Origin of the sequence: Streptomyces sp. NPDC093260, from assembly GCF_040683715.1 — a bacterium.
Lineage (GTDB): Bacteria > Actinomycetota > Actinomycetes > Streptomycetales > Streptomycetaceae > Streptomyces > Streptomyces sennicomposti.
Genome location: NZ_JBFBEK010000025.1, coordinates 34,672 through 60,789, shown reverse-complemented (window position 1 = coordinate 60,789; position 26,118 = coordinate 34,672). Strand labels below are relative to the sequence as shown.

Sequence of the window (26,118 nt, the reverse complement as noted above, 5' to 3'; positions counted from 1 at the left end):
GCCCGGCGCGCCGCGGCGGTCACATCAGCGGGGTCAGGAAGCGGCGCAGCGCCTCCTCGTACCCCTCGGGGTCGGCGTTCCACATGGCGCCGTGGGGGGCGTCGGGGACCGTGTGCAGGGCGATGAGGTTGGGGCGCTGCTCGGCGAGACGGCGGGAGAAGCGCCAGGGGGCGACCTCGTCGGCCGGGCCGTGGAAGATCAGGGTGGGCACCGTGAGCAGCGCGGCGTCGGCGGCCACGGTGACGCGATCCGCGTGCAGTCCGGTGCGGCCCTGGGCGGCGCGCACCGCGAGCGGCAGCAGGGCGTTCGGGGTGTGCCGCGCCCTGGCCAGGGCGCGCAGGGTGGCCTCCCAGTCGAGGACGGGCGAGTCCAGGACCAGTCCGGAGACGCGGTCGCGCAGCTCCGAGTGGAGGGCGGCGCGCAGCGCCATGGTGGCGCCGGTGGACCAGCCGTGCAGGACGACCCGTTCGGCGCCGTGGCGCACGGCGTAGCGGATCGCCGCGTCCAGGTCGCGCCACTCGGTCTGGCCGAGATGGCTCAGGCCGTCCGGGGAGCGGGGCGCGCCGAGGTCGCCGCGGTAGGCCGGGTCCAGCACCGGGAAGTGTCTGCGGTGCAGGAACTCCATGATGTTCAGGGGAAGTTCCCGGGTGGTGCCGAGCCCGTGCACGGTGATCACCCAGGTCTCGCGGACGGCGGGCACCAGCCAGGCCGGCATGTCGCCGAGTTCGCCGGGGATCTCCACGTCCCGGTACCGCAGGCCGAGGGCGGCGTGCGGGTCGCCCACGTACAGGTTGGGGGTGAACCAGACCTTGTCGCGGGGGCGCAGGTCGCCGTGGGTGACCCGGTCGAGGCGGCGGACGACGGTGTCCGGCAGGTGCGGGGCGCCGTCCAGGACGGGCCCGACGACCGCGTGGGAGCCGTTGCCGGCCAGGCCGTAGGTACCGCGGCGCAGGGAGGCCAGATCGCGGGTGAGGGTGATCTGGCCGTCGGCCGTGCCGTGCACGGTGAGGCGGTGATCGGTGGGCAGGGGGCGGCCCGGAGGCGCCTTGAGCGCGGCGTCGCTGGCCAGCCGGCCCGCGGCGACGCTCGCCGCGCCGGCCGCCAGGGCCGCGGTGACGGCCGCTGCCGTCGCTTTCACTGTGCGCACAGGACCAGTGTCACGGTGTACCGGCTCACCGGCCAGCGGAAGGAAGGGTCGGGGTGACATGCCCCTGCGGGTTCCAGGAAGAGCGGGGTTCATCCCTGGACGGGCCGGCGAGGTTCGTTCTCCGGCCGGGGTTCCGGGGCCCGGCTTGCGGGCGGCTGGCCGTAGGCGCGCAGGCGGCGGGTCGCCTCCTCGAGCTGCTCCGGGGTGAGCAGGGACGGGGTGCGGCCGGGGATCGCGGAGGCGGTCAGCCACAGGCGGCACATCCACTCCAGCTGGGCGGTGCGGTCGTACGCCTGGTCGAGGGTGGCGCCGTGGGTGAGGGTGCCGTGGTTCTGGAGGAGGCAGCCGGAGCGGCCGGCGAGGGCCCGGAGCGTGTGCGCGGCCAGTTCCTCGGTGCCGTACGTCGCGTACGGGGCGACCCGCACCGGTCCGCCGAGGGCGCCGGCCATGTAGTGGACGAGCGGCAGCTCGGGGACGAGGGTGGAGACGGCCGTGGCGTGCACGGCGTGGGTGTGCACGACGGCGCCCGCGTCGGTGGCGCGGTAGACGGCGAGGTGCATGGGCAGCTCGCTGGTCGGGGCGAGCGAGCCGAGCACCTGGCGTCCGTCGAGGCCGACGCCGGTCACGTCGCCGGGGGTGAGCCGGTCGTAGGGCACGCCGGACGGGGTGACCAGCACGGTGTCGCCGACCCGTACCGACACGTTGCCGGAGGTGCCGACGACCAGTCCGTCGGCGACGGTGCGGCGGGCCGTCGCCACCAGGTCGCGCCAGGCGCGGATCTCCTCGGGCCGGGGCTCCCGGCGACCGTTCGGCCGCGGACGGTCACCGTGTCGCCGGTCCTGCTCTTCAGTCATGCGGTGATCCTGCCAGCGGTGTGAAGTGGGCAACAGAATCGGACACCGCCCATACCGGCTCAGTTCATCTTCCGTTCACCCTGGTTACCTACGTTCAACGAGCCAATGACGCTCGAACGATTGCCTGGGTAAATGGAAAGCTTCTCGCTGATCCTCGCGATCGTGGTGATAACCGCACTCGCGTTCGATTTCACGAACGGTTTCCACGACACCGCCAACGCGATGGCCACCACCATCTCCACCGGCGCGCTCAAGCCCAAGGTCGCCGTGGCCATGTCGGCCGCGTTGAACCTGGTGGGCGCCTTCCTCTCCGTGGAGGTCGCGAACACGATCTCCAAGGGTCTCGTCGACGAGGCCGGCATCCGTCCCGAGGTCATCTTCGCCGCCCTGGTCGGCGCGATCCTCTGGAATCTGCTGACCTGGCTGGTCGGGCTGCCGTCCAGTTCCTCGCACGCCCTGATGGGCGGCCTGATCGGCGCCACCGTCGCCTCCGCCGGCTTCGGCGCGGTGCACGGCGGGGTACTGGTCACCAAGGTCATGATCCCGGCCGTCGCCGCCCCGGTCGTCGCGGGCGTCGCCGCGCTGGCCGCGACCCGGCTGTCGTACACGATCGGCGCGAAGTCCGACGGCAAGGCGGCCGAAAAGGGCCACCGGGCCGGGCAGATCGCCTCCGCCGGTCTGGTATCGCTGGCGCACGGCACCAACGACGCGCAGAAGACGATGGGCATCATCACCCTCGCCCTGATCGCCGGCGGCGCCATCGCCCCCGGTTCCAACCCTCCCACCTGGGTGATCCTCTCCGCGGGCCTGGCCATCGCGCTCGGCACGTACATCGGCGGCTGGCGCATCATCCGCACCATGGGTTCGGGTCTGACCGACCTCCAGCCGCAGCAGGGCTTCGCCGCGCAGACCAGCTCGGCGGCCGCGATCCTGGCCTCCTCCCACCTGGGCTTCTCGCTCTCCACCACGCACGTCGTCTCCGGTTCGGTGATGGGCGCGGGACTCGGCCGCAAGGGCGGCGTGGTCCGCTGGTCCACCGCGGGCCGGATGGCCGTCGCCTGGGTGCTGACGCTGCCGGCCGCGGCACTGGTGGGCGCGGGCGCGGAGGCCGTGACGGGCCTCGGCGACTGGGGCACCGCGCTGGTCGCCGTGTTCCTCGTCGCCTCCTCCGCGGCGATCTGGAAGATCTCCCGCCGCCAGGTCGTCGACCACACCAACGTCACCGCGACCCCCGCCGGGTCCGAGGAGCCGGCCGGCGTGGTGACCCAGGCGATCGCCGCCGTGGCCCCGCCCCCGTCGGCCCCGGCCCCGGAGTTCCCGGCGCAGGCCACCGAGCCCCCGGCGCACGTCCTGGACATCCCGGCACAGGCCGTCGGCTCCCCCGCCGCGGCGCTCGCCGCCCCGATCGGCGCGGCCCCGGCCGCCGCCCTGCTCGCCGAGGACCTCGCGGCGACCATCCCCGCCCCGGCGTCCGCGCCGCGCACCGACCCGGCGTCCTCGGCTACCCCCACGGGCGCGGCGGTGCCGCCGGCCGCGACCGTCTGAGCCCCGCACCCCGGCCTCCCAAGGAAGCATCACCATGAAGATCGACTGGGCAGCTCTCGGCTCCGTCTTCGGCGTCAGCCTCGTGGTCACCGTGGGCCTCGTGGCCCTGTTCACCCTCGGCATCGTCGGCCTCTCCCGCCGCGAGCGGGCCTCCGTCCAGGGCGACGGCGGCGGGGCGCTCGCCGTCACCGGCGCCTACGTCTGCTTCGCGGCGTGCGCCGCGGCGGTGGGCTACGGCATCTACCTGATCATGGGCAAGGGCTGACCCGGCCCCGGTCCGGGGACAGGGCCCGCCCCTCCCCGGACCGGTCACGGCCCCTGCCCTGACCGCCCTTCAGCCCACTCCTCCGCCCCGTGCGAGGACCGCAACCGAGCGGCCGGCGCGGGGCGGAGCCGTGTCCGGGGCAGGGCGCGGAGCGGGGCCCACGGCTGCGCGCCGGGGCGCGAGCGGGCGCGTACACGGCGCGGGGAGGGCGGGAGCCGCACGCGGGGCGCGGAGCCGGTGTGGGCCTCATCTCAGTCGTGCGACGCAGGTCAACGGCAAGTTGACGGGTGTTCGCGGCCCGTGGTGGACTGCCGGGGCCATGTACGGCGGCAGGAGAGGAAGCCCGGTGCGAATCCGGCGCGGTCCCGCCACTGTGACCGGGGAAGAACCCCCGGGAGCCAGGAACTCTCACCGCCGGTCTCGTCGAACCAGGGCGTGGACACCCTGAGTGAGGACATATCGCCATGCGCGGCTGCCGACCGAGAGTCACCGGCGACACCTTGACCGTCCCCGCGGCGGGCTGACCCGATGGGTGCCGATCGCGTCTTCGCGTACGGCGCCGCCGCCGGCCTCCTCGGCGACCTCCTCCTCGGCGATCCGCGCCGCGGGCACCCGGTCGCCGCGTTCGGCCGTGCCGCGGGCGCCGTGGAACGCGTGCTGTGGCGGGACCACCGCGGGTGGGGCGCCCTGCACACCGCGGTGTGCGCGGGCGGCGCCGCCGCGCTCGGCGCCGTCGCCGCCCGCGCCGTCCGCACCTCCCCCACCGCCTCCGTCGCACTGACCGGCGTCGCCACCTGGTCCGTCGTCGGCGGCACCTCCCTCGCCCGCGAGGCCCGCGCCGTCGGACGCGCCCTGGAGTCCGGCGACGTCGAGGCCGCCCGGGCCCGCCTCCCCCACCTGTGCGGACGCGACCCGCAGGCGCTGGACGCCGACGGGATCGCCCGCGCCGTGGTCGAGTCGGTCGCCGAGAACACCTCCGACGCCGTGGTCGGCGCGCTCACCTGGGGCGCCGTCGCGGGCGTGCCGGGACTCCTCGGGTTCCGGGCGGTCAACACGCTCGACGCGATGGTCGGCCACAAGTCGCCACGCCACCGCCGCTACGGCTGGGCCTCCGCCCGGCTGGACGACGTGGCGGGCTGGCCGGGGGCGCGGCTGACCGCCGTCCTGGCCACCGTGGCCGGCGGCGATCCGCGCGGCGCCGTACGGGCCTGGCGCGCCGACGCCGCCGAGCACCCGAGCCCCAACGCCGGGCCGGTCGAGGCCTCGTTCGCGGGCGCGCTCGGCGTGCGGCTGGGCGGCACCCTGTCGTACGGGGGGCGCGTCGAGCACCGTCCGGTGCTCAACGGCGGCGGACGCGCCGTCCAGGTGTCCGACATCGACCGGGCCGTACGCCTCTCCCGGCGCGTGAGCTGGCTCGCGCTCGGCGTCTGCGCCGGCGCACGCCTCCTGGGCAGTCGCCTCCTCAACCCCGCGCCGAAGGGCGGTCACCCCTTGGCCGCCGCGCCGAAGTCCGGCCGCCGCGCCCGCATCCCCGTGCCGAAGGGACGTACCTCATGAGCGGCGGTCTGCTCGTCGCCGGAACCACCTCCGACGCCGGGAAGAGCGTCGTCACCGCCGGGATCTGCCGGTGGCTGGTCCGCCAGGGCGTCAAGGTCGCGCCGTTCAAGGCGCAGAACATGTCCCTGAACTCCTTCGTCACCCGCGAGGGCGCCGAGATCGGCCGCGCGCAGGCCATGCAGGCGCAGGCGTGCCGCATCGAGCCGACCGCGCTGATGAACCCGGTGCTGCTCAAGCCGGGCGGCGAGCAGAGCAGCCAGGTGGTGCTGCTCGGCAAGCCGGTCGGCGAGCTGAGCGCCCGCGGCTACCACGGCGGGCGGCAGCAGAAGCTCCTGGGCACCGTCCTGGACTGCCTGGCCGAGCTGCGGGGCACGTATGACGCGGTGATCTGTGAGGGGGCGGGCAGCCCGGCGGAGATCAACCTGCGCCGGACCGACATCGTCAACATGGGCATCGCGCGCGGCGCTCGGCTGCCAGTGCTCGTCGTCGGCGACATCGACCGCGGCGGCGTCTTCGCCTCCTTCTTCGGCACCCTCGCCCTGCTGTCCCCCGAGGACCAGGAGCTGGTCGCCGGGTTCCTCGTCAACAAGTTCCGCGGCGACGTCTCGCTGCTCGAACCCGGCCTCGACATGCTGCACGGGCTGACCGGGCGGCACACCTACGGCGTGCTGCCGTTCCGGCACGGGCTCGGCATCGACGAGGAGGACGGCCTCCGGGTCTCCCTGCGCGGCGCCGTCCGGGAGTCCGTCGTCGCCCCGCCGGTCGGCGAGGACGTGCTGCGCGTCGCGGTCTGCGCGATCCCGCTGATGTCCAACTTCACCGACGTGGACGCGCTGGCCGCCGAACCGGGCGTCGTGGTGCGGTTCGTGGACCGCCCGGAGGAACTGGCCGACGCGGACCTGGTCGTCGTCCCCGGCACCCGCGGCACGGTCCGCGCACTGCGCTGGCTGCGGGAGCGGGGCCTCGCCGACGCCCTGGTGCGCCGGGCCGCCGAGGGGCGGCCGGTGCTCGGCGTCTGCGGCGGCTTCCAGATCCTCGGCGAGCACATCGAGGACGAGGTCGAGTCGCGCGCCGGCGCGGTCGCGGGGCTCGGACTGCTGCCCGTGCGGGTGCGCTTCGCCCGCGAGAAGACCCTCACCCGGCCCTCCGGGCAGGCCCTCGGCGAGCCGGTCGAGGGGTACGAGATCCACCACGGGGTGGCCGCCGTCGAAGGCGGTGAGCCCTTCCTGGACGGCTGCCGGGTCGGCGCCGTGTGGGGCACCCACTGGCACGGCTCGCTGGAGTCGGACGGCTTCCGGCGCGCCTTCCTGCGTGAGGTGGCCGCCGCCGCGGGCCGCCGCTTCACACCCGCGCCCGGCACCTCGTTCGCCGCGCTGCGCGAGGAGCAGCTCGACCGGCTCGGCGACCTCATCGAACAGCACGCGGACACGGACGCGCTGTGGCGGCTCATCGAGTCCGGCGCGCCGCAAGGACTGCCCTTCATCCCACCGGGAGCGCCCGCATGAGCACAGTGTTGTTGTTGTCGACCGCCGACACCGATCTCCTGGCGGCCCGGGCCTCCGGCGCGGACTACCGGATCGGCAACCCGACCCGCGTGGACGTGGCAGCCGAGCTGCCCGCGCTGCTGGACGGCGCGGACCTCGCCGTCGTCCGGCTGCTCGGCGGCAAGCGGGCCTGGGAGGACGGGCTGGCCGCCCTGAAGGCCTCCGGGGTGCCGACCGTGCTGCTGGGCGGCGAGGCCGTGCCGGACGCGGAGCTGATGGCCGAGTCGTCCGTCCCGGCGGGTGTGGTGGCCGAGGCGCTGCGCTACCTGGTCGAGGGCGGACCCGACAACCTCACCGAGCTGGCCCGGTTCCTGTCCGACACGGTGCTGCTGACCGGCGAGGGCTTCGAGGAGCCCCGGAAGATGCCGGAGTTCGGCGTCCACGGCGACCGCGCCCTCACCCCGGGCCGGCCCACCGTCGGCGTGCTCTTCTACCGCGCCCACGAACTCAGCGGCAACACCGCCTTCGTGGACACCCTGTGCGACGCGATCGAGGCGCACGGCGCCAACGCCCTCCCGGTGTACTGCGGTTCGCTACGCGGCGCCGACCCGGCCCTGTACGAGCTGCTGGCCGAGGCGGACGCCCTCGTCGCCACCGTGCTGGCCGCCGGCGGCACGCACGCCTCGCGGGCATCGGCGGGCGGCGACGAGGAGGCCTGGGACATCGGCGCACTCGCCGACCTGGACGTGCCTGTGCTGCAGGGGCTCTGCCTCACCTCCTCGCGGGCCGCCTGGGACGAGTCGGACGCCGCGCTGTCGCCCATGGACGCGGCGATGCAGGTCGCGATCCCCGAGTTCGACGGCCGGCTGATCACCGTCCCGTTCTCCTTCAAGGAACAGGGCCCGGACGACGTCCCGGTGTACGTGGCCGACCCCGAGCGCGCCGCCCGCGTCGCCGGGATCGCCGTACGGCACGCCCGCCTCGGGCACAAGCCGAACGCCGAGAAGAAGGTCGCCCTCGTCTTCACCGCCTACCCGACCAAGCACTCCCGCGTCGGCAACGCGGTCGGCCTCGACACCCCTGCCTCCGCGGTACGCGTCCTGGACGCCCTGCGCGACGCCGGGTACACGCTGACCGAATACCCCGCGGGCGGCGACGAGTTGATCCACCGGCTCATCGAGGCCGGCGGCCACGACGTGGAGTGGCTGACCGAGGAGCAGCTCGCCGCCGCGCCCGCCCGAGTGCCGCTCGCCGACTATCAGGCGTGGTTCGCGCGGCTCGACCCGGAGCTGCGCGAGGCGATGACCGAGGCGTGGGGCGAGCCGCCGGGCTCCCTGTACGTCGACGGCGACGACATCGTGCTCGCCTCCCTCCGGTTCGGGAACGTCGTCGTCATGATCCAGCCGCCGCGCGGCTTCGGCGAGAACCCGATCGCGATCTACCACGACCCCGACATGCCGCCCTCCCACCACTACGTGGCGGCCTACCGCTGGCTGGACAACAGCTTCGGCGCGGACGCGATCGTGCACATGGGCAAGCACGGCACGACGGAGTGGCTGCCGGGCAAGGGCCTCGGCCTGAGCGCCGGGTGCGCACCGGACGCGGTCCTCGGCGAACTCCCGCTGATCTACCCGTTCATCGTCAACGACCCGGGCGAGGGCACCCAGGCCAAGCGACGCGGCCACGCCACCGTGGTCGACCACCTCGTCCCGCCGATGGCCCGCGCCGACACCTACGGCGATCTGGCCAAGCTGGAACAGCTCCTGGACGAGTACGCCCTCGTCTGTGACCTGGACCCGGCCAAGGCCCCGGCCGTCCGCGCCCAGATCTGGACGCTGGTCAAGGCCGCCGAGCTGCACCACGACCTGCACGTGAACGAGCAGCCGGACGACGACGAGTTCGACGAGTTCGTCATGCACATCGACGGCTATCTGTGCGAGATCAAGGACGTGCAGATCCGCGACGGCCTGCACGTCCTCGGCGGCGGCCCGGTGGGCGAGCCCCGGGTGAACCTGGTCCTCGCGGTGCTGCGCGCCTCCCAGGTGTGGGGCGGGCAGGCGAACGCGCTGCCCGGTCTGCGGGCCTCGCTCGCGGCCCACTTCGGGCTGGTGGAGAAGGAGTTGCTGGCCGAGCCGGGCGCCCCGGTGAAGATCCCGGTGGAGCTGACGGACCTGGCGGACGGTCCGGCGCGGTCGGCCGCCGACGCGATCGACCTGCTGGAGCAGCTGTGCCGGCGGATCGCGGAGGGCATGGAGGAACGCGGCTGGGCGGCGGCCGAGAGCGCCGCCCTGGTACGGGAGGTGCTGAAGGCCGAACTGCCCGAGGCGGTCGCGGTGCTGGAGTTCGCCTGCACCGAGGTCGTGCCGCGGCTCGCCCGCACCACGGACGAGATCGGGCACATCCTGCGGGCGCTGGACGGCGGTTACGTCCCGGCCGGTCCGTCCGGCTCACCGACCCGCGGCCTGGTCAACGTGCTGCCGACCGGCCGCAACTTCTACTCCGTCGACCCCAAGGCGATTCCGTCCAGACTGAGTTGGGAAGTCGGCCAGTCGCTGGCGGACTCACTGGTGCAGCGGTACCTGACCGACACCGGCGCGTACCCGAAGTCCGTCGGCCTGACGGTGTGGGGCACCTCCGCGATGCGCACGCAGGGCGACGACATCGCCGAGATCCTGGCGCTGCTCGGCTGCCGCCCGGTGTGGGACGACGCCTCGCGCCGGGTGACCGGCTTCGAGGTGGTGCCGCTGGAGGAGCTGGGCCGGCCGCGCATCGACGTCACGGTCCGTATCTCCGGCTTCTTCCGGGACGCGTTCCCGCACGTGGTCGGGCTGATCGACGACGCGGTGCGGGCGGTGGCGGAGCTGGAGGAGCCCGCCGAGTCCAACTACGTACGGGCGCACGCCGACGAGGACACCGCCGAGCACGGCGACCGGCGGCGCGCGACGGCCCGGATCTTCGGCTCCAAGCCGGGCGCGTACGGCGCGGGCCTGCTGCCGCTGATCGACGCCCGCAACTGGCGCTCGGACGCGGACCTCGCCGAGGTGTACGCGGTGTGGGGCGGTTACGCCTACGGGCGCGGGCTCGACGGGCGGGCGGCGCGCGGCGACATGGAGACGGCGTTCCGGCGGATCGCGGTGGCCGCGAAGAACGTCGACACGCGCGAGCACGACCTGGTCGACGCGGACGACTACTTCCAGTACCACGGCGGCATGGTGGCCATGGTCCGCCATCTGACGGGCACCAGCCCGGAGGCGTACGTCGGCGACTCGGCCGCCCCGGACCAGGTCAGGACCCGCACGCTGGGCGAGGAGACCCACCGCGTCTTCCGCGCCCGGGTGGTCAACCCGCGCTGGATGGCGGCCATGCGCCGGCACGGCTACAAGGGCGCCTTCGAGATGGCGGCCACCGTCGACTACCTGTTCGGCTACGACGCCACGGCGGGCGTGGTGGACGACTGGATGTACGAGAAGCTCAGCGCCGAGTACGTCTTCGACGCGGAGAACCGGGACTTCATGAAGAAGTCCAACCCGTGGGCGCTGCGCGGCATCACGGAACGGCTCCTGGAGGCGGCGGACCGGGGGCTGTGGGCGGAGCCGGACGCGGACACGCTGGAGCGGCTGCGCGCCACCTATCTGGAGCTCGAGGGCGACTTGGAGGACGACGAGAAGTGAGTACCCCGTTTCCGTTCACGGCCGTCGTCGGTCAGGACGATCTGCGGCTGGCGCTGCTGCTGAACGCCGTCTCCCCGGCGGTCGGCGGTGTGCTGGTACGCGGCGAGAAGGGCACCGCGAAGTCCACCGCCGTGCGGGCGCTCTCGGCGCTGCTGCCCGCGGTGGACGTCGTCTCCGGGTGCCGTTTCTCCTGCGACCCGGACGCGCCCGACCCCGCCTGCCCCGACGGGCCGCACGAGCCGGGGGCGTTCGAGTCGCGCCCGGCGCGGATGGTCGAGCTGCCGGTCGGCGCCTCCGAGGACCGGCTGGTGGGCGCCCTGGACATCGAGCGGGCGTTGGCGGAGGGCGTGAAGGCCTTCGAACCGGGCCTGCTCGCCGACGCCCACCGGGGCATCCTCTACGTCGACGAAGTCAACCTCCTGCACGACCACTTGGTCGATCTGCTGCTCGACGCGGCCGCCATGGGCGCCTCGTACGTCGAGCGCGAGGGCGTCTCCGTACGGCATGCCGCGCGGTTCCTGCTCGTCGGGACCATGAACCCCGAAGAGGGCGAGCTGCGGCCTCAGTTGCTGGACCGGTTCGGGCTGACCGTCGAGGTCGCCGCCTCCCGCGAGCCCGACCAGCGGGTGGAGGTCGTGCGCCGGCGGCTCGCCTACGACGACGATCCGGCCGGGTTCGCCGCGCGCTGGGCCGGCGAGGAGGCCGCGGTGCGGCACCGCATCGTCGCCGCGCGGGAGTTGCTGCCGCAGGTGCGGCTCGGGGACGGGGCGCTGCGGCAGATCGCGGCGACCTGCGCCGCCTTCGAGGTGGACGGCATGCGTGCCGACATCGTGATGGCGCGTACGGCGACGGCGCTGGCCGCCTGGGCGGGGCGGACCGACGTCCTCGCCGAGGACGTACGGCAGGCCGCGCTGCTGGCACTGCCGCACCGGCGGCGGCGCAACCCCTTCGACGCGCCCGGTCTGGACGAGGACAAGCTCGACGAGACGTTGGAGCAGTTCGCCGGAAACGACGGGGACGGCGGGGACGGCGACGGGGACGACGGGCCCGACCCGGGTCCGGACGGACCCGGCGGTGGCGGCGGGCAGCCCGCGCCGGACGACGGCGGTCCCCAGGGCGGTGACGCCGCGGCGCGGCCGGAGGCCGCGGAGGGCGGGGAGCCGCAGCCGTCCGGAGCGGGCGGCGGTGAGCAGGCGCCGGCGCGGGCGGCGGAGCCGTTCCGCACCAAGGTGCTCAGTGTTCCGGGCATCGGCGAAGGCGCCGCCGGGCGCCGCTCCCGGGCGCGGACCGAGCACGGCCGGACGACCGGCGCGCGGCGTCCGCGCGGCGCGCTGACCAAGCTGCACCTGGCGGCGACCGTGCAGGCCGCCGCCCCGCACCAGCGGGCTCGGGGGCGCAGTGGTCCGGGGCTGGTCGTGCGCCGGGACGATCTGCGGCAGGCGACGCGCGAGGGGCGCGAGGGCAACCTCGTCCTCTTCGTGGTGGACGCCTCCGGTTCGATGGCGGCGCGGCAGCGGATGAGCGCTGTGAAGGGCGCCGTGCTGTCGCTGCTGCTGGACGCCTACCAGCGGCGGGACAAGGTGGGGCTGGTGACGTTCCGCGGCCGGGACGCGGAGGTCGCGCTGCCGCCGACCTCGTCCGTGGACGCGGCGGCGGTCCGCCTGGAGTCGCTGCCGACGGGCGGCCGTACGCCGCTGGCGGCCGGTCTGCTGCGGGCGCACGAGGTGCTGCGGGTGGAGCGGCTGCGGGATCCCGCGCGCCGGCCGCTGGTGGTCGTGGTGACCGACGGGCGGGCCACGGGCGGCCCCGAGCCGGTGGCGTTGGCGGGGCGGGCGGCGCGGCTCTTCGCGGCCGAGGGGATCGCGTCGGTGGTCGTGGACTGCGAGTCGGGGCCGGTGCGGCTAGGGCTCGCCGGGCAGCTCGCCGGTGAACTGGGCGGTACGGCGGTGACGTTGGACGAGCTGCGGGCCGACTCGATCGCCGGTCTGGTCAGGGATGTGCAGGGGACTTCGAGGAGGGCCGCGTAATGCCGCAGGGGCAGCCGAGCGTCGTACCGGAGGACGGGCTGACGACGCGTCAGCGTCGCAACCGGCCGCTCGTGGTCGTGCACACCGGGATCGGCAAGGGCAAGTCCACCGCCGCCTTCGGGCTGGCGCTGCGCGCCTGGAACCAGGGCTGGCCGATCGGGGTGTTCCAGTTCGTCAAGTCGGCGAAGTGGAAGGTCGGCGAGGAGAACGCGCTGAGGGTGCTGGGGGCGTCCGGGCAGGGCGGCTCCGTCGACTGGCACAAGATGGGCGAGGGCTGGTCCTGGGTCCAGCGGGACGCCCAGACGGACAACGAGGCCAAGGCCCGCGAGGGCTGGGAGCAGGTCAAGCGGGACCTGGCCGCCGAGACGTACCGGCTGTACGTGCTGGACGAGTTCGCGTACCCGATGCACTGGGGATGGGTGGACACCGACGAGGTGGTCGAGGTGCTGCGGGCGCGGCCCGGGACCCAGCATGTCGTCATCACCGGGCGCAACGCGCCGAAGAAGCTGGTGGAGTGCGCCGACCTCGTCACCGACATGTCCAAGGTGAAGCACCCCATGGACGTGGGGCAGAAGGGCCAGCGGGGCATCGAGTGGTGACGTCGTGCTGAACTCCCCCGTCGCCGCCGGTTCCCCGGCCTCCGTCGCGTCGCCTGGTTCGGCCGCCGTGCCGTCCGGGTCCACCGTCGCGTCCGTGCCGCGGCTGGTGATCGCCGCGCCTTCCTCCGGAAGCGGCAAGACCACCGTCGCGACGGGGCTGATGGCCGCGCTCGCCGGGCGCGGGTTGGCCGTGTCCCCGCACAAGGTGGGGCCGGACTACATCGACCCCGGCTACCACGCGCTCGCCACCGGGCGGGTGGGGCGCAACCTGGACGCGTACCTGTGCGGACCCGAGCTGATCGGGCCGTTGTTCCTGCACGGGGCGCGCGGGTGCGACATCGCCGTGGTCGAGGGTGTGATGGGGCTGTACGACGGGGCCGCCGGGCAGGGGGAGCTGGCGTCCACGGCGCAGGTGGCGAAGCTGCTGCGGGCGCCGGTGGTGCTGGTCGTGGACGCCTCTGCGCAGTCGCGGTCGGTGGCGGCACTGGTGCACGGGTTCGTGACGTGGGACCCGGAGGTGCGGGTCGGGGGCGTGATCCTCAACAAGGTCGCCTCGGAGCGGCACGAGGCGTTGTTGCGGGAGGCGCTGGAGGCCGTGGGGGTGCCGGTGCTGGGGGTGTTGCGGCGGGCGCCGCAGGTGAACACCCCGGCTCGGCATCTGGGGCTGGTGCCGGTCGCCGAGCGTCGGTCGGCCGCGGTGGAGGCGGTCGCGGCGATGGGGGCGCAGGTGGCCGCGGGATGTGATCTGGAGGCGTTGGTCGCGCTGGCGCGGGGTGCGGGGGCGTTGCCGTGTGCGGCTTGGGACGCGGGGGAGGCCGCGGCTCGGGAGGCCGGTGCGGGTGCGGCCCGGACGCCGGACGGACCGACGGAAATCGGCCGCAGTTGCGGAGTGACCGTCGCCGTTGCCGGTGGGGCCGCGTTCACCTTTTCCTATGCCGAGCACGCCGAGTTGCTGGCCGCCGCCGGGGCCGAGGTCGTGGTGTTCGATCCGTTGCGGGACGAGGCGCTGCCCGAGGGGACCCGGGGGCTGGTCGTCGGGGGCGGGTTCCCGGAGGTGTACGCCGCCGAGCTGTCCGCCAACGAGGCGCTGCGCAAGGCCGTGGCCGAGCTCGCCCTGAGCGGGGCGCCCGTCGCGGCCGAGTGCGCGGGGCTGCTGTATCTGTGCCGGGAGCTGGACGGGCGGCCGATGTGCGGGGTGCTGGACGCCTCCGCGCGGATGACCGGGCGGCTGACGCTCGGGTACCGGGAGGCCGTGGCCGTCGGCGACAGCGTGCTCGCCGCGGCCGGCCGGCGGATGCGCGGCCACGAGTTCCACCGGACCGTCGTGGAGCCCGGCGCGGGGTCGGGGGCGGCGGCGCCCGCCTGGGGGCTGCACGCGCCCGAGCGGCGGGTCGAAGGCTTCGTGCAGAGCGGTGTGCACGCCAGTTATCTCCACACGCACTGGGCCGGCGCGCCCGGTGTGGCCCGTCGGTTCGTCGAGAGGTGCCGGACGTCATGAGCAGCAGACTGGTCGGAGTAGGGGTCGGTCCCGGCGATCCCGAGCTGGTGACCGTGAAGGGCGTGAACGCGCTGCGTGCGGCCGAGGTCGTGGTGGTGCCCGTGATGGACACCGGGGAGCGCGGGCGCGCGGAGGCGACCGTGCTGCACTACGTGGGCGTGGAGAAGGTCGTCCGGGTGGTGTTCGCGCTGAACGAGCGCAGTGACCGGGCGCGTCGCGAGGCGGCCTGGGACGCGGCCGGGGAGCGGGTCGCCGCGTTGCTGCGGGCGCACGGGTCGGTGGCGTTCGCCACCATCGGCGACCCGAACGTGTACTCGACGTTCACGTATCTCGCGCAGACCGTCGCCGAGCTGGTGCCGGGGGTCGCGGTGGAGACCGTGCCCGGCATCACCGCCATGCAGGACCTGGCGGCGCGCTCGGGGGCGGTGCTCACCGAGGGGACTGAGCCGCTGACGCTGGTGCCGGTGACGGCGGGCGCCGCCGTGCTCAAGGACGCGCTGAACGGGCCGGGCACGGTCGTCGCGTACAAGTTCGGGCGGCAGGCGGGGGAGGTCGCCGAGGCGCTGCGGGACAGCGGGCGGATCGAGGACGCGGTGTGGGGTTCGGCCCTCGGGCTGCCGGAGGAGTCGATCCGGCCGGCCGGCGAGCTGGGCGGCGCTGCCCTGCCGTACCTCTCGACGCTCATCGCGCCGGCCCGGCGCACCGGCGGGCGGGGCGGCAAGCTGTGAGCGGCGCCCCCTCCCGGCCGGCCCGCGCGACCGGCCGCCGCCGGCCCGCGTCAGGCGGCCGGACCGCCCACCACCGCCCCATGTCACGCGGCCAGGCCCACCACCAGCCATATGAACGCCACTCCGGCGACCGTGCACAGCAGGGTGGAGCGGGCCGGGTGGTCGTGGTGGGCCTCGGGGAGGATCTCGGCCGCGGCGAGGTAGAGCAGTACGCCGCCGAAGAGGCCGAGATAGCCGCCGAGGAACCACTCCGGGATGCTGATGAAGGCGGTCGAGGCCGCGCCCACGAGCGGGGCCAGGGCGTCGGCGACGAGCATCGCGACGGCCTTGCGGCGCGCGTTGCCGTACAGGCGGGTGAGGGTGAAGGTGTTGAAGCCGTCGGCGAAGTCGTGGGCGATCACGGCGAGCGCGACCGCGGCGCCCATGCCGCCGCCCACCTGGAAGGCCGCGCCGATCGCCACGCCGTCCATGGCGCTGTGACCGACCATGGCCGCCGCCGCGGTGAGGCCCACCTCGGGCGCGCGGTGGTTGTGGGTCTCGGCGCCGCCGTGCGCGGCCTGGCGGGCGGCGAGCAGCCGTTCCACCAGGTGGGCCAGCAGGAAGCCGGCCACGAACAGCAGCAGGGCGGCCGGTACGCCGAACACCTCGCGGCTCACAGCGTGCAGCGCCTCCGGCAGCAGGTCCAGGCCGACCACGCCCAGCATCAGGCCGCCGGCCAGTCCGAGGACCAGGTGGCGACGATCGGTCACCCGCTGTGCCGTCCAGCCGCCGGCCAGCGTCATCAGGAACGCGCCGAGCGCGACGAAGACCGCCATGTGCCCTTGCTATCCGATCAACCCCCGATCGCGCACATCCGGCCATCCGCCGACCCCCGCACACCATGACATACCGTACGGAAGGACCTGACCCCATGGCCGCTGCCACCCCCGGCAGGGTGACCTTCGTCGGCGCCGGTCCCGGCGCCGCCGACCTGCTGACGTTCCGCGCCGCGCGCGCGATCGCCGAGGCCGACGTCGTGATCTGGGCGGCCAGCCTGGTCCAGGCGGAGGTTCTCGAACACGCGCGCGAGGACGCGGAGATCCTGGACTCGGCGACCATGTCCCTGGAGGACGTCGTCGCCGTGTACGAGCGGGCCCGCGCCGAGGGCCTGAAGGTGGCCCGGATCCACTCCGGCGACCCGGCACTGTGGGGCGGTACGCAGGAGCAGCTGGACCGGTGCGACGCGCTCGGGATCGAGACGGAGGTCGTCCCCGGCGTCTCGTCGTTCTCCGCGGTCGCCGCGCTCGCCCGGCGCGAGCTGACCGTTCCCGAGGTGGCGCAGTCGGTGGTGCTGACCCGGCTCGGCGGCGGCAAGACGCCGATGCCGCCCGGCGAGGAGGTCCGCGAGTTCGCCCGGCACGGCACCACCATGGCGGTCTTCCTGTCGGCGGCCCGCAGCGGGCAGCTGGTGCGGGAGCTGCTGGAGGGCGGCTATCCGACGTCCACGCCGGTCGTCGTGGCCTACCAGGCGACGTGGCCGGAGGAGCTGGTCGTGCGGTGCACGATCGGGACGCTGGAGGAGACGGTCAAGGAGCACAAGCTCTGGAAGCACACGCTCTTCCTGGTCGGCCCGGCGCTCGGCGCGCACGGCACCCGTTCGCATCTGTACCACCCGGGCCACTTCCACGGGTACCGCAAGGCCGACCCGGAGGCCCGCAAGGCACTGCGCGCACGGGGTGCGAGCACGTGATCACGGTCGTCGGCACGGGCACGGGCGCGCCGCCGGACGAAAGCCTGCTCGCCGGGGCTGAGCTGGTCGTGGGCGGCCGGCGGCACCTGGAGTCCGTACGGCTGCCCGACACCGCCGAACGGGTGGTGCTCGGGCCGCTGGCGCCCGCCCTGGACGTCATCGCCGCGTACGTCGGCAAGGAGCGGCGGGTGGTGGTGCTGGCCTCCGGCGATCCGGGGTTCTTCGGGATCGTGCGGGCGCTGGCCGAGCGGTTCGGGCCGGACCTGCTGGACGTGCGGCCGGGCGTCTCCTCGGTGGCGGCCGCCTTCGCGCGGATCGGGCTGCCCTGGGACGACGCGGTGGTGGTGAGCGCGCACGGGCGCGATCTGCGCACCGCCGTCAACGTGTGCCGGGCCCGGGCCAAGACCGCCGTGCTGACCGGGCCGGGCGCGGGCCCCGCAGAACTGGGGGCCGCGCTCGCCCGCACGTCGGGCGACCGGGTCCTGGTCGTGGCGTCCGCGCTCGGCGAGGCCGGCCGCGAGCGCGTCGAGACGGTCACGCCGGCCGAGGCCGCCGCCCGCGACTGGGGCACGGCGGTGAGCGTGGTGCTGTGCCTGGACCGTGCGCGGGCGCTGGGCGCGGTGCGGACGGTGGCCGGCGCGGCCGGCGCCCCCGCGGGCTGGGCGCCGGCCGAGGACGCGTTCGCGCACCGCGACTCGATGATCACCAAGTTCGAGGTGCGGGCGCTGGCGCTGGCCCGGCTCGGGCCGCGCCTGGGCGACCTGGTGTGGGACGTGGGCGCGGGCTCGGGGTCGGTGGCCGTGGAGTGCGCACGGCTCGGCGCGGCCGTGGTGGCGGTCGAGAAGACCGCCGACGGGGCCGGGCGCGTGCGCGCCAACGCCGCCGCGCACGGCGTGGACGTGAGCGTGGTGCACGGCACGGCCCCCGGGGTGCTGGCGGAGCTGGCCGACGATCCGGACGCGGTGTTCGTGGGCGGCGGCGGGCGCGAACTGCCCGCGATCGTGGGGGCGTGCGCGCGGCGGGCCCGGCGGACCGTCGTCGTCGCGCTGGCCGCCCTGGACCGGGTGCCGGACGCGCGCCGGGCGCTGACCGCCGCCGGGCTGGACTGCGACGGGGTGCTGCTGCAGTCCTCCCGGCTCGCGCCGCTGCCGGGGGACGTGACCCGGCTGGCGGCGACCAATCCCGTTTTCCTGCTGTGGGGGACGCGGCCCGAGGGGGCGGCGGCGACCACGGCGCGCACAGAAGGAGTTGCTCAGTGATCGGCCTCATCTCCGCCACCGCGGCGGGCGCGGCTGCGCGGAACCGGCTGGCGGCCGCGTGGCCGGACCGTACGCGGGTGTACGACGGGCCCGTCGGCGACGCCGTACGGGCCGCCTTCGCCGAGTGCGAGCAGCTGGTGTGCTTCCTGGCGACGGGCGCGGTGGTGCGGCTGATCGCGCCGCTGCTCGGCGACAAGAGCGCCGACCCGGGTGTGGTGTGCGTGGACGAGGGCGGCCGGTTCGCGGTGTCGCTGGTCGGCGGGCACGGCGGCGGCGCCAACGAACTGGCCGTCGAGGTCGGCGGGGCGCTGGGCGCCGAGCCGGTGGTGACGACGGCCACGGACTCCGTGGGCGTGGCCGGTCTCGACACGCTCGGCCTGCCCGTGGAGGGCGACGTGGTCGCGGTGACGAGGGCGCTGCTGGACGGCGAGCCGGTACGCCTGGACGCCGAGGTGTCCTGGCCGCTGCCCGCGCTGCCGGTCGCCGACCGGGGCGCGTACGTCGTCCGGGTCACCGACCGTGCCGCGCAACCGGCCGACGGGGAGGTGCTGCTGCGTCCGCCGTCCCTCGTCGTCGGCGTCGGCGCCTCCCGGGGCGCACCGGTGGACGAGGTGCTGGAGCTGGTCGAGGGAGCGCTGCGGGAGGCCGGGCTGTCGGCGCGCTCGGTCGCCGAACTGGCCACCGTGGACGCCAAGTCCGGCGAGCCGGGCATCGTCGGGGCGGCCGGGCGGCTGGGCGTGCCCCTGGTGACGTACACCGCCGAGGAGCTGGCGGCGGTGGTGGTGCCCAACCCGTCCGGCGCGCCGCTGGCCGCCGTCGGCACGCCGTCCGTCGCGGAGGCCGCCGCGCTCGCCGGCGGAGGTGAACTCCTGGTGCCCAAACGGAAGTCGCGGCGGGCGGACGGGCGGCCCGCGATGGCCACCTGCGCCCTCGTACGGCGACCCGCGCGCGGCCGGCTCGCCGTGGTCGGGCTCGGCCCCGGGGCGCGCGATCTGCTGACCCCGCGCGCGACGGCCGAACTGCGGCGCGCCGCCGTCCTGGTGGGGCTCGACCAGTACGTCGACCAGATCCGAGATCTGCTGCGGCCGGGCACCCGGGTCCTGGAGTCCGGGCTGGGCGCCGAGGAGGAGCGGGCCCGCACGGCGGTGGCCGAGGCGCGCAAGGGCCACGCGGTTGCGCTGATCGGCAGCGGCGACGCCGGGGTGTACGCCATGGCCTCCCCCGCACTCGCCGAGGCGTCCGACGACATCGACGTGGTCGGCGTGCCGGGGGTGACGGCGGCGCTCGCCGCCGGGGCGGTCCTCGGCGCGCCGCTCGGCCACGACCATGTGTCGATCAGCCTGTCCGACCTGCACACGCCGTGGGAGGTCATCGAGCGGCGGGTGCGGGCGGCGGCCGAGTCCGATCTCGTCGTCACCTTCTACAACCCGCGCTCGCGCGGCCGCCACCGGCAGCTGCCCAGGGCGCTGGAGATCCTCGCCGGGCACCGGGAGCCGACGACGCCGGTCGGCGTCGTGCGCAACGCCTCACGGCCCGACGAGTCCGCCCGGCTGACCACGCTGGCGAAGCTGGACCCGGCGACGGTCGACATGATGACCGTCGTCACGGTCGGCAACACCGCCACCCGCGAGATCGCGGGCCGCATGGTCACCCCGCGCGGCTACCGCTGGCAGGACGGCGGCGGCCGCCAGGAGGCCCGGTGACCGCCCCCGGCTCCCCCTTCCCGCAGACCGATCCGCACCCCTTCGCTCAAGGAGACCCCGTGACCACCCCGACGCCGCCCGCCCTGCTCATCGCCGGCCATGGCACCAGGGACGACGCCGGAGCCGAGGCGTTCCGCGACTTCGTCCGGGAGCTGGGCGAACGCCACCCCGAACTGCCCGTCGCGGGCGGCTTCATCGAACTGTCCCCGCCGCCGCTCGGCGACGCCGTCGCCGAGCTGGTGGAGCGCGGGGTGCGCCGGTTCGCCGCCGTGCCGCTGATGCTGGTGTCCGCCGGGCACGCCAAGGGCGACATCCCGGCGGCGCTCGCCCGCGAGAAGGAACGGCACCCGGGGATCTCGTACACCTACGGCCGTCCGCTCGGTCCGCACCCGGCGCTGCTGCGGGTGCTGGAGCGGCGGCTCGACGAGGCGCTGGAGGGCGCCGGCGGGGACCGCTCGGAGGTGACCGTGCTGCTGGTCGGGCGCGGCTCGACCGACCCGGACGCCAACGCCGAGGTGTTCAAGGCGGCGCGGCTGCTGTGGGAGGGACGCGACTACGCGGGCGTGGAGACGGCGTTCGTGTCGCTGGCCGCGCCGGACGTGCCCGGTGGGCTGGACCGGTGCGCGCGGCTGGGGGCGCGGCGGATCGTGGTCCTGCCGTACTTCCTGTTCACCGGCGTCCTGCCGGACCGGGTGCGGCGGCAGACGGCGGACTGGGCCGCCGCGCACCCCGAGGTCGAGGTGCGGTCGGCGGACGTGATCGGTCCCGAGCCGGAGCTGCTGGACCTGGTGATGGAGCGGTACCAGGAGGCGGTCGAGGGCGATCTTCGGATGAACTGCGACTCGTGCGTGTACCGGATCGCGCTGCCCGGGTTCGAGGACAAGGTGGGGCTGCCGCAGCAGCCGCACTTCCACCCGGACGACGACGGCCACCACCACGGACACCACCACGGCGGCCACAGCCACTCGCATGCGCACTGACCACGGGGCAGCACCCCGCGAGGCCGCCGCGCACCACGGGGGCACGGCAGCGCGAGACGGCGGGGCCGCGCCCGGCGGGCACGATCTGCGGCACCACGGCGACGCGGAAGTACGCGACGACGGCGCGGAGTTGGTCGATCTCGCCGTGAACGTCCGGGCGGACACCCCGCCGGCGTGGCTGCGGGAGCGGATCGCCGGCTCGCTCACCGGCCTCGCCGCCTACCCGGACGGGCGGACGGCGCGGGCGGCGGTGGCCGCACGGCACGGCCTGCCGGCCGAGCGGGTGCTGCTGACGGCGGGGGCGGCGGAGGCGTTCGTGCTGCTGGCGCGGGCGCTGAGGGTACGGCGTCCGGTCGTCGTGCACCCGCAGTTCACCGAGCCGGAGGCGGCGCTGCGGGACGCGGGACACACCGTCGACCGGGTGCTGCTGCGGGCGGCGGACGGCTTCCGGCTCGATCCGGCGGCCGTCCCCGAGGACGCGGACCTCGTGGTGGTCGGCAACCCGACCAACCCGACCTCCGTGCTGCATCCGGCCGGCACCGTCGCCCGGCTGGCCCGGCCGGGGCGGACGCTGGTGGTGGACGAGGCGTTCATGGACGCGGTGCCCGGAGAGCGGGAGGCCCTGGCGGAGCGGACCGACGTGCCCGGGCTGGTGGTGCTGCGCAGCCTCACCAAGACCTGGGGGCTCGCGGGGTTGCGGATCGGTTACGTGCTGGCCGCGCCGGAGGTCGTGGCCGAGCTGGAGCGGGCGCAGCCGTTGTGGCCGGTGTCCACGCCGGCGCTGGCGGCGGCCGAGGCGTGTGTGGAGCCCGCGGCGCTGGCGGAGGCGGAACGGGCGGCGCGGCGCATCGCGGCGGACCGGGCCCGTCTGGTGGCGGGCCTCGCCCCGTTCGCCGCCCGCGGGGTGCGGGTGGTGGAGCCGGCCGAGGGGCCGTTCGTGCTGGTGCGGGTGCCCGGGACGGCCGGTGTGCGGCGCCGGCTGCGCGCGCTGGGGTACGCGGTGCGGCGCGGTGACACGTTCCCGGGCCTGGGCGAGAACTGGCTGCGGCTCGCGGTGCGGGACGAGGGGACGGCACGGGGGTTCCTGGCGGCGCTGGACCGAGCACTGTCCTCGGACACGGAGTAGGGGGCCACCCCTTCCCCCCTCTCTTCGGCCGCCCGCCCACCGGAACACCCCCCAGGGGCTTCGCCCCACCCCGGCGCGCGGCGCCATCCCTGCCGAGTCCGGCAGGTGGGTGGGCGAAGCGCTCCCGGGCTGCGTCACCTCACGACCGCCGACGGCGCGTCAGCGCCACCGCCCCGCCGCCCGCGGCCAGCAGCACCACCGAGCCCCCCGCGAGGTACGGCGTCAGGGAACTGCCGCCCGTCTCGGCGAGGTCGCTCCCCGCGGGGGCGCCCTGCGGCTTCACGTCCGCGGCCGACGGGGTCGAGGCGGCCGCCGGGGCGGGCTCCCGCGCGGCCCCCGCCGGCGTCTCGCAGGTCGCCTTCGCCAGCGTCACCGTACCCTCGACATCGGCCACGTTCAGCTTCAACGGGTCGACGGACACCCTGAGTTCGAGCGCGGTGGCCGCGGCCGTGCGCGAGGTCGTCCCGCGCTGGGAGAGGTCCAGGCGAACCTCGCCCACGCCCGGGACCTTGACGTCGGTCGTGCCGCCCGCCGTCAGCGCGACCTTCCGGCCGAGCACGGTCACGGCGCCCAGGACGTTACTCGCGGCCGCCGGCGCACGCCCGGTCGCGCAGGTGGCCTTCGCCGTGACCTGGTCGACCTCGATCAGGGACAGCAGCGGGAGGCCGGGCACGTGGAGGCGGGCGTGGGCGAGGTCGACGGATCCCTCCGCCCTGTCGTCCGTGACCGTCGCGTCCGTCCTCGCCACGTCCGCGCGCAGCACGCTGAACGGCTTTCCGCCGTCGACGCCGTCCACCCGCGCCGTCAGCGCGGTCCGACGGGCGCTGGCGGGCGCCTGGATCTCGTCCAGGGAGACGGTGAGCGGGACGTCCACCGTCCTGTTGAGCAGGGACACGTCGAGGTCGGTGCGCAGCACGGACGCGCTCGCGCGGCCCTGGCCGTGCCCGTCGGTCGCGTGCGCGGCGCCCGCCCCGGCCAGGGCGGCGGGGCCGGCGGCGAGGGCGGTGGCGGCGGCGAGGGTGGCGCAGCGGCGCGCGGGCGCGCGCAAGGTGTGACCGTTCAAGGTGTGGGACCCCCAGAGAGGAGTGCTCGGGACCCCGAAAGGATTACGCACCGAGAGTGAACGGGCGGCGATCCAGGGTGACTTCACTCCAACGAGGGGTTTCCGGCCGTCTTTTCGATTCCTTCGGCACAGGTGTTCCTGCGCGTCACCCCCACGCCCCTCGCGTACGAACGCCCTGGTTGACACACGGGCGCGTACGACGGAGTGCACAACGACCCGCCGGGACGGCGGTCACGCCCCGTCAACGCGCGCGACGGTCGCGTTCCGTGCAGGCGGGCGGAGGCGGACCGGGCGGGCGGAAGGTGCGCCTATCCCACGACCCGCCCGTTCACCACGACCCGCCGCGGCCCCGCCAGCACCCGTACGTCCGCCCGCGGGTCCTCGTCGTACACCACGAGGTCGGCCGGAGCGCCCTCCTCCAGGCCGGGGCGGCCGAGCCACTCCCGCGCGGCCCACGCCGTCGCCGACAGGGCGTCCAGCGGCGGGATGCCGGCCCTGACGAGTTCGGCGACCTCGGCGGCGACCAGGCCGTGCGGCAGGGAGCCGCCGGCGTCCGTGCCGACGTAGACCGGGATGCCGGCGTCCCAGGCGGCGCGGACGGTGTCGTAGCGGCGCTCGTGGAGCCGGCGCATATGGGCCGACCAGCGGGGGAACTTCGCCTCGCCGCCGGCCGCCAGGGAGGGGAAGGTGGCGATGTTGACCAGGGTGGGGACGATGGCGACGCCGCGCTCGGCGAACAACGGGACCAGGTCCTCGGTCAGGCCGGTGGCGTGCTCGATGCAGTCGATGCCCGCCTCGACCAGGTCGCGCAGCGAGTCCTCGGCGAAGCAGTGCGCGGTGACGCGGACGCCCAGGCGGTGGGCCTCGGCGATCGCGGCCTCGGCCGCCTCGCGCGGCCAGCAGGCGGACAGGTCGCCGAGGTCGCGGTCGATCCAGTCGCCGACGAGCTTGACCCAGCCGTCGCCGCGCCGCGCCTCCTGGGCGACGTACGCCACCAGGTCGTCCGGTTCGATCTCCCAGGCGTAGTTGCGGATGTAGCGGCGGGTGCGGGCGATGTGCCGGCCGGCCCGGACGATCTTCGGCAGGTCGTCGCGGTCGTCGATCCAGCGGGTGTCGGAGGGCGATCCGGCGTCGCGGATCAGCAGCGTGCCGGCCTCCCGGTCGGTCAGCGCCTGCTTCTCGGCGACGTCCTCGGGGACCGGGCCGTGCGCGTCCAGGCCGACGTGGCAGTGCGCGTCGACGAGGCCGGGCAGCGCCCAGCCGCGCACCGTCCGCACGTCCCGCGCCCCGGCGGGACGTTCGTAAGCGATCCGGCCGCCCACCACCCACAGCTCGTCGTGGACCTGGTCCTCCCGCGGGCCCGCCAGCACCCGCCCCGTCACGTGCAGCACCGCGTCATCGCTCATGCCTGGCACCCTAAGTCACCGGTGAGAGGGGGTGGGAGGGCCGCCGGTTACCCTCGACCCAGTCGTACCCGCGACGACCGAGAGGCGGTCGTCCCCGTGACGACCGAGAGACGACGAGAAGAGAGCACGCCGTGACGCACCCGTTCCTGGACCTCGCCCCGCTGAGCGCCGACCGCTTCGCCTCCATCGAGGACCGGGTGGCGCGGCTGCTCGCCACCGAGCAGGACGTCCTGATCACGCAGGGCGAGGCGCTGCTGCCGCTGGAGGGCGCGATCCGCGCCGCGGCCGGGCCCGGCACGGTGGCCCTGAACGTGATCACCGGACCCTACGGGCAGACGTTCGGCGACTGGCTGCGGGACTGCGGCGCGACGGTGTACGACCTGGCGGTGCCGTTCCACACGGCGGTGACCGCGGCGCAGGTGCGGGAGGCCTTCGCCGAGCACCCGGAGATCGACTTCGTGTCGCTGGTGCACGCGGAGGCGGCGACCGGCAACACCAACCCGGTCGCGGAGATCGGCGAGGCGGTGCGGGAGCAGGGCGCCCTGTTCTACCTGGACGCGGTGGCGTCGATCGGCGCGGAGCCGGTGCTGCCGGACGCGTGGGGAGTGGACCTGTGCGTGATCGGGGCGCAGAAGGCGATGGGCGGCCCGGCGGGTGTGTCGGCGGTGTCGGTGAGCGAGCGCGCCTGGGCCCGGATGGCGGCCAACCCGCACGCTCCGCGGCGTTCCTACCTCTCCCTGCTGGACTGGAAGGAGCGGTGGATCGACGGCGGCCGCAAGGCCCTGCTGCACGCACCGGCGCAGCTGGAGATGCTGGCCCTGGAGGCGTGTGTGGAGCGCATCGAGTCGGTGGGCCTGGACGCGGTGATGGCCCGCCACCGGGCCGCGGCCGCGGCCACCCGGGCGGGTGTGCGGGCACTGGGCGTGGGCCTGGAGCCGTACGTGCACGAGGCGTCCGAGGCGGCGCCGGTCGCCACCACGCTGCGGGTGACGGCGGGGGTCGCCGCCTCCGATCTGGTGGCCCGCGCCCTGGCGGCCGACCCCGGTCTGCCGCTGGCGGCCGGCGGCGGCGCCCTCGCCAAGGAGATGATCCGGGTCAACCACTACGGCCTCGACGCGACCCGGGAGGCGGTCGAGGCGTCCGTGACCGCCCTGGGCGCCGCGCTGGGGGCCGAGGGGGGCGCCCGGGCGGATCTGGAGGGCGCGCGCCGCGCCGTCGCCGAGGCGTGGCGACAGTAGTCGCCGGCCGCTTTTATCGGAACAGGGGAACAATAGAATACCGGGAATTCATTCGGGGTAGCTGCCCGTCTTCTCCTGCCCCGTCCTCCAATCCGTAAACCCAACGCTTCGAAGAACGTCCGGTGGCGTAATTCCGCGAGGTCTCGACGGGATTACGTCATTGTGACGCACTCCACAGAGCAGACCTTTTTGTCCGGTAATGCACGGGCAAACCGCCACATCGCGCCGCCCCATCGCGC

19 protein-coding genes, 1 pseudogene and 1 riboswitch are annotated in these 26,118 nt (G+C 75.1%); of the genes and pseudogenes, 15 read left to right on the top strand and 5 right to left on the bottom strand.

Going from position 1 to position 26,118, the window contains the following annotated elements; genetic code table 11:
• Window positions 1-19 precede the first annotated feature (19 nt).
• A complete protein-coding gene (locus AB0N63_RS27130) occupies window positions 20-1,147 on the bottom strand; it encodes an alpha/beta fold hydrolase (protein WP_365532591.1) in 1,128 nt (375 codons plus the stop codon).
• 89 nt (window positions 1,148-1,236) lie between these two features.
• Complete coding sequence (locus AB0N63_RS27125) at window positions 1,237-2,001, bottom strand: class II aldolase/adducin family protein (RefSeq protein WP_365532589.1); 765 nt, start codon at window positions 1,999-2,001, stop codon at window positions 1,237-1,239.
• A 132-nt stretch (window positions 2,002-2,133) separates the two neighbouring features.
• Here AB0N63_RS27125 and AB0N63_RS27120 point away from each other — a divergent pair.
• From AB0N63_RS27120 to cobI, 9 genes and pseudogenes are all read left to right on the top strand, one after another.
• Window positions 2,134-3,300 (top strand): annotated as a pseudogene (locus AB0N63_RS27120) (inorganic phosphate transporter); the annotation flags it as partial.
• 280 nt (window positions 3,301-3,580) lie between these two features.
• A complete protein-coding gene (locus AB0N63_RS27115; RefSeq protein ID WP_365532587.1) occupies window positions 3,581-3,811 on the top strand; it encodes a hypothetical protein in 231 nt (76 codons plus the stop codon).
• 334 nt (window positions 3,812-4,145) lie between these two features.
• A riboswitch (cobalamin riboswitch) is annotated at window positions 4,146-4,219 on the top strand.
• Between the two features lie 120 nt (window positions 4,220-4,339).
• Window positions 4,340-5,368, top strand: a complete 1,029-nt coding sequence (locus AB0N63_RS27110; RefSeq protein WP_365532585.1) for a cobalamin biosynthesis protein — start codon at window positions 4,340-4,342, stop codon at window positions 5,366-5,368.
• Window positions 5,365-6,873, top strand: a complete 1,509-nt coding sequence (locus tag AB0N63_RS27105; RefSeq protein WP_365532583.1) for a cobyric acid synthase — start codon at window positions 5,365-5,367, stop codon at window positions 6,871-6,873. The genes AB0N63_RS27110 and AB0N63_RS27105 overlap by 4 nt, the downstream gene beginning before the upstream one ends.
• Entirely contained in the window at window positions 6,870-10,523 is a 3,654-nt protein-coding gene (gene cobN, locus AB0N63_RS27100; RefSeq protein WP_365532581.1) for a cobaltochelatase subunit CobN, read from the top strand. The genes AB0N63_RS27105 and cobN overlap by 4 nt, the downstream gene beginning before the upstream one ends.
• Window positions 10,520-12,550, top strand: coding sequence for a putative cobaltochelatase (locus AB0N63_RS27095; RefSeq protein WP_365532579.1), 2,031 nt, complete (start codon window positions 10,520-10,522; stop codon window positions 12,548-12,550). The genes cobN and AB0N63_RS27095 overlap by 4 nt, the downstream gene beginning before the upstream one ends.
• Window positions 12,550-13,149 (top strand): cob(I)yrinic acid a,c-diamide adenosyltransferase, encoded by a 600-nt coding sequence (cobO, locus tag AB0N63_RS27090; protein ID WP_365532576.1) that lies wholly within the window; start codon window positions 12,550-12,552, stop codon window positions 13,147-13,149. Before AB0N63_RS27095 ends, cobO begins: the two co-directional genes overlap by 1 nt.
• A gap of 67 nt (window positions 13,150-13,216) precedes the next feature.
• The gene (locus tag AB0N63_RS27085) at window positions 13,217-14,647 is read left to right on the top strand and encodes a cobyrinate a,c-diamide synthase (protein WP_365532692.1); all 1,431 of its coding nucleotides are present in this window, start codon (window positions 13,217-13,219) and stop codon (window positions 14,645-14,647) included.
• Window positions 14,644-15,375: a precorrin-2 C(20)-methyltransferase gene (gene cobI, locus AB0N63_RS27080; protein ID WP_365532574.1), complete on the top strand. Its 732-nt coding sequence runs from the start codon at window positions 14,644-14,646 to the stop codon at window positions 15,373-15,375. Before AB0N63_RS27085 ends, cobI begins: the two co-directional genes overlap by 4 nt.
• Before the next feature lie 83 nt (window positions 15,376-15,458).
• On the opposite strand, the gene AB0N63_RS27075 is transcribed toward cobI, so the two are convergent.
• On the bottom strand, window positions 15,459-16,190 hold the full coding sequence (locus tag AB0N63_RS27075; protein ID WP_365532572.1) for a ZIP family metal transporter: 732 nt from the start codon (window positions 16,188-16,190) through the stop codon (window positions 15,459-15,461).
• A 95-nt stretch (window positions 16,191-16,285) separates the two neighbouring features.
• On the opposite strand from AB0N63_RS27075, the gene cobM reads away from it, so the two are divergent.
• Genes cobM through cobC form a run of 5 tightly spaced genes read left to right on the top strand, consistent with a single transcriptional unit; the run spans window position 16,286 to window position 22,172 of the window.
• Window positions 16,286-17,104 (top strand): precorrin-4 C(11)-methyltransferase, encoded by an 819-nt coding sequence (cobM, locus tag AB0N63_RS27070; RefSeq protein ID WP_365532569.1) that lies wholly within the window; start codon window positions 16,286-16,288, stop codon window positions 17,102-17,104.
• Window positions 17,101-18,363, top strand: coding sequence for a precorrin-6y C5,15-methyltransferase (decarboxylating) subunit CbiE (cbiE, locus tag AB0N63_RS27065; protein WP_365532568.1), 1,263 nt, complete (start codon window positions 17,101-17,103; stop codon window positions 18,361-18,363). The genes cobM and cbiE overlap by 4 nt, the downstream gene beginning before the upstream one ends.
• Entirely contained in the window at window positions 18,360-20,066 is a 1,707-nt protein-coding gene (gene cobJ, locus AB0N63_RS27060; protein ID WP_365532566.1) for a precorrin-3B C(17)-methyltransferase, read from the top strand. The genes cbiE and cobJ overlap by 4 nt, the downstream gene beginning before the upstream one ends.
• A 59-nt stretch (window positions 20,067-20,125) precedes the next feature.
• The gene (locus AB0N63_RS27055; protein ID WP_365532565.1) at window positions 20,126-21,046 is read left to right on the top strand and encodes a sirohydrochlorin chelatase; all 921 of its coding nucleotides are present in this window, start codon (window positions 20,126-20,128) and stop codon (window positions 21,044-21,046) included.
• Window positions 21,036-22,172 carry an Rv2231c family pyridoxal phosphate-dependent protein CobC gene (gene cobC / locus AB0N63_RS27050; RefSeq protein WP_365532564.1) on the top strand — a complete coding sequence of 379 codons (1,137 nt, stop codon included), beginning with the start codon at window positions 21,036-21,038 and terminating at the stop codon, window positions 22,170-22,172. The genes AB0N63_RS27055 and cobC overlap by 11 nt, the downstream gene beginning before the upstream one ends.
• Before the next feature lie 139 nt (window positions 22,173-22,311).
• On the opposite strand, the gene AB0N63_RS27045 is transcribed toward cobC, so the two are convergent.
• Window positions 22,312-23,235 (bottom strand): SCO1860 family LAETG-anchored protein, encoded by a 924-nt coding sequence (locus AB0N63_RS27045; protein ID WP_365532563.1) that lies wholly within the window; start codon window positions 23,233-23,235, stop codon window positions 22,312-22,314.
• Window positions 23,236-23,543: 308 nt separating this feature from the next.
• The gene (locus AB0N63_RS27040) at window positions 23,544-24,641 is read right to left on the bottom strand and encodes an amidohydrolase family protein (protein ID WP_365532560.1); all 1,098 of its coding nucleotides are present in this window, start codon (window positions 24,639-24,641) and stop codon (window positions 23,544-23,546) included.
• A 131-nt stretch (window positions 24,642-24,772) separates the two neighbouring features.
• On the opposite strand from AB0N63_RS27040, the gene AB0N63_RS27035 reads away from it, so the two are divergent.
• Window positions 24,773-25,879 (top strand): aminotransferase class V-fold PLP-dependent enzyme, encoded by a 1,107-nt coding sequence (locus AB0N63_RS27035; protein WP_365532559.1) that lies wholly within the window; start codon window positions 24,773-24,775, stop codon window positions 25,877-25,879.
• Window positions 25,880-26,118 lie beyond the last annotated feature (239 nt).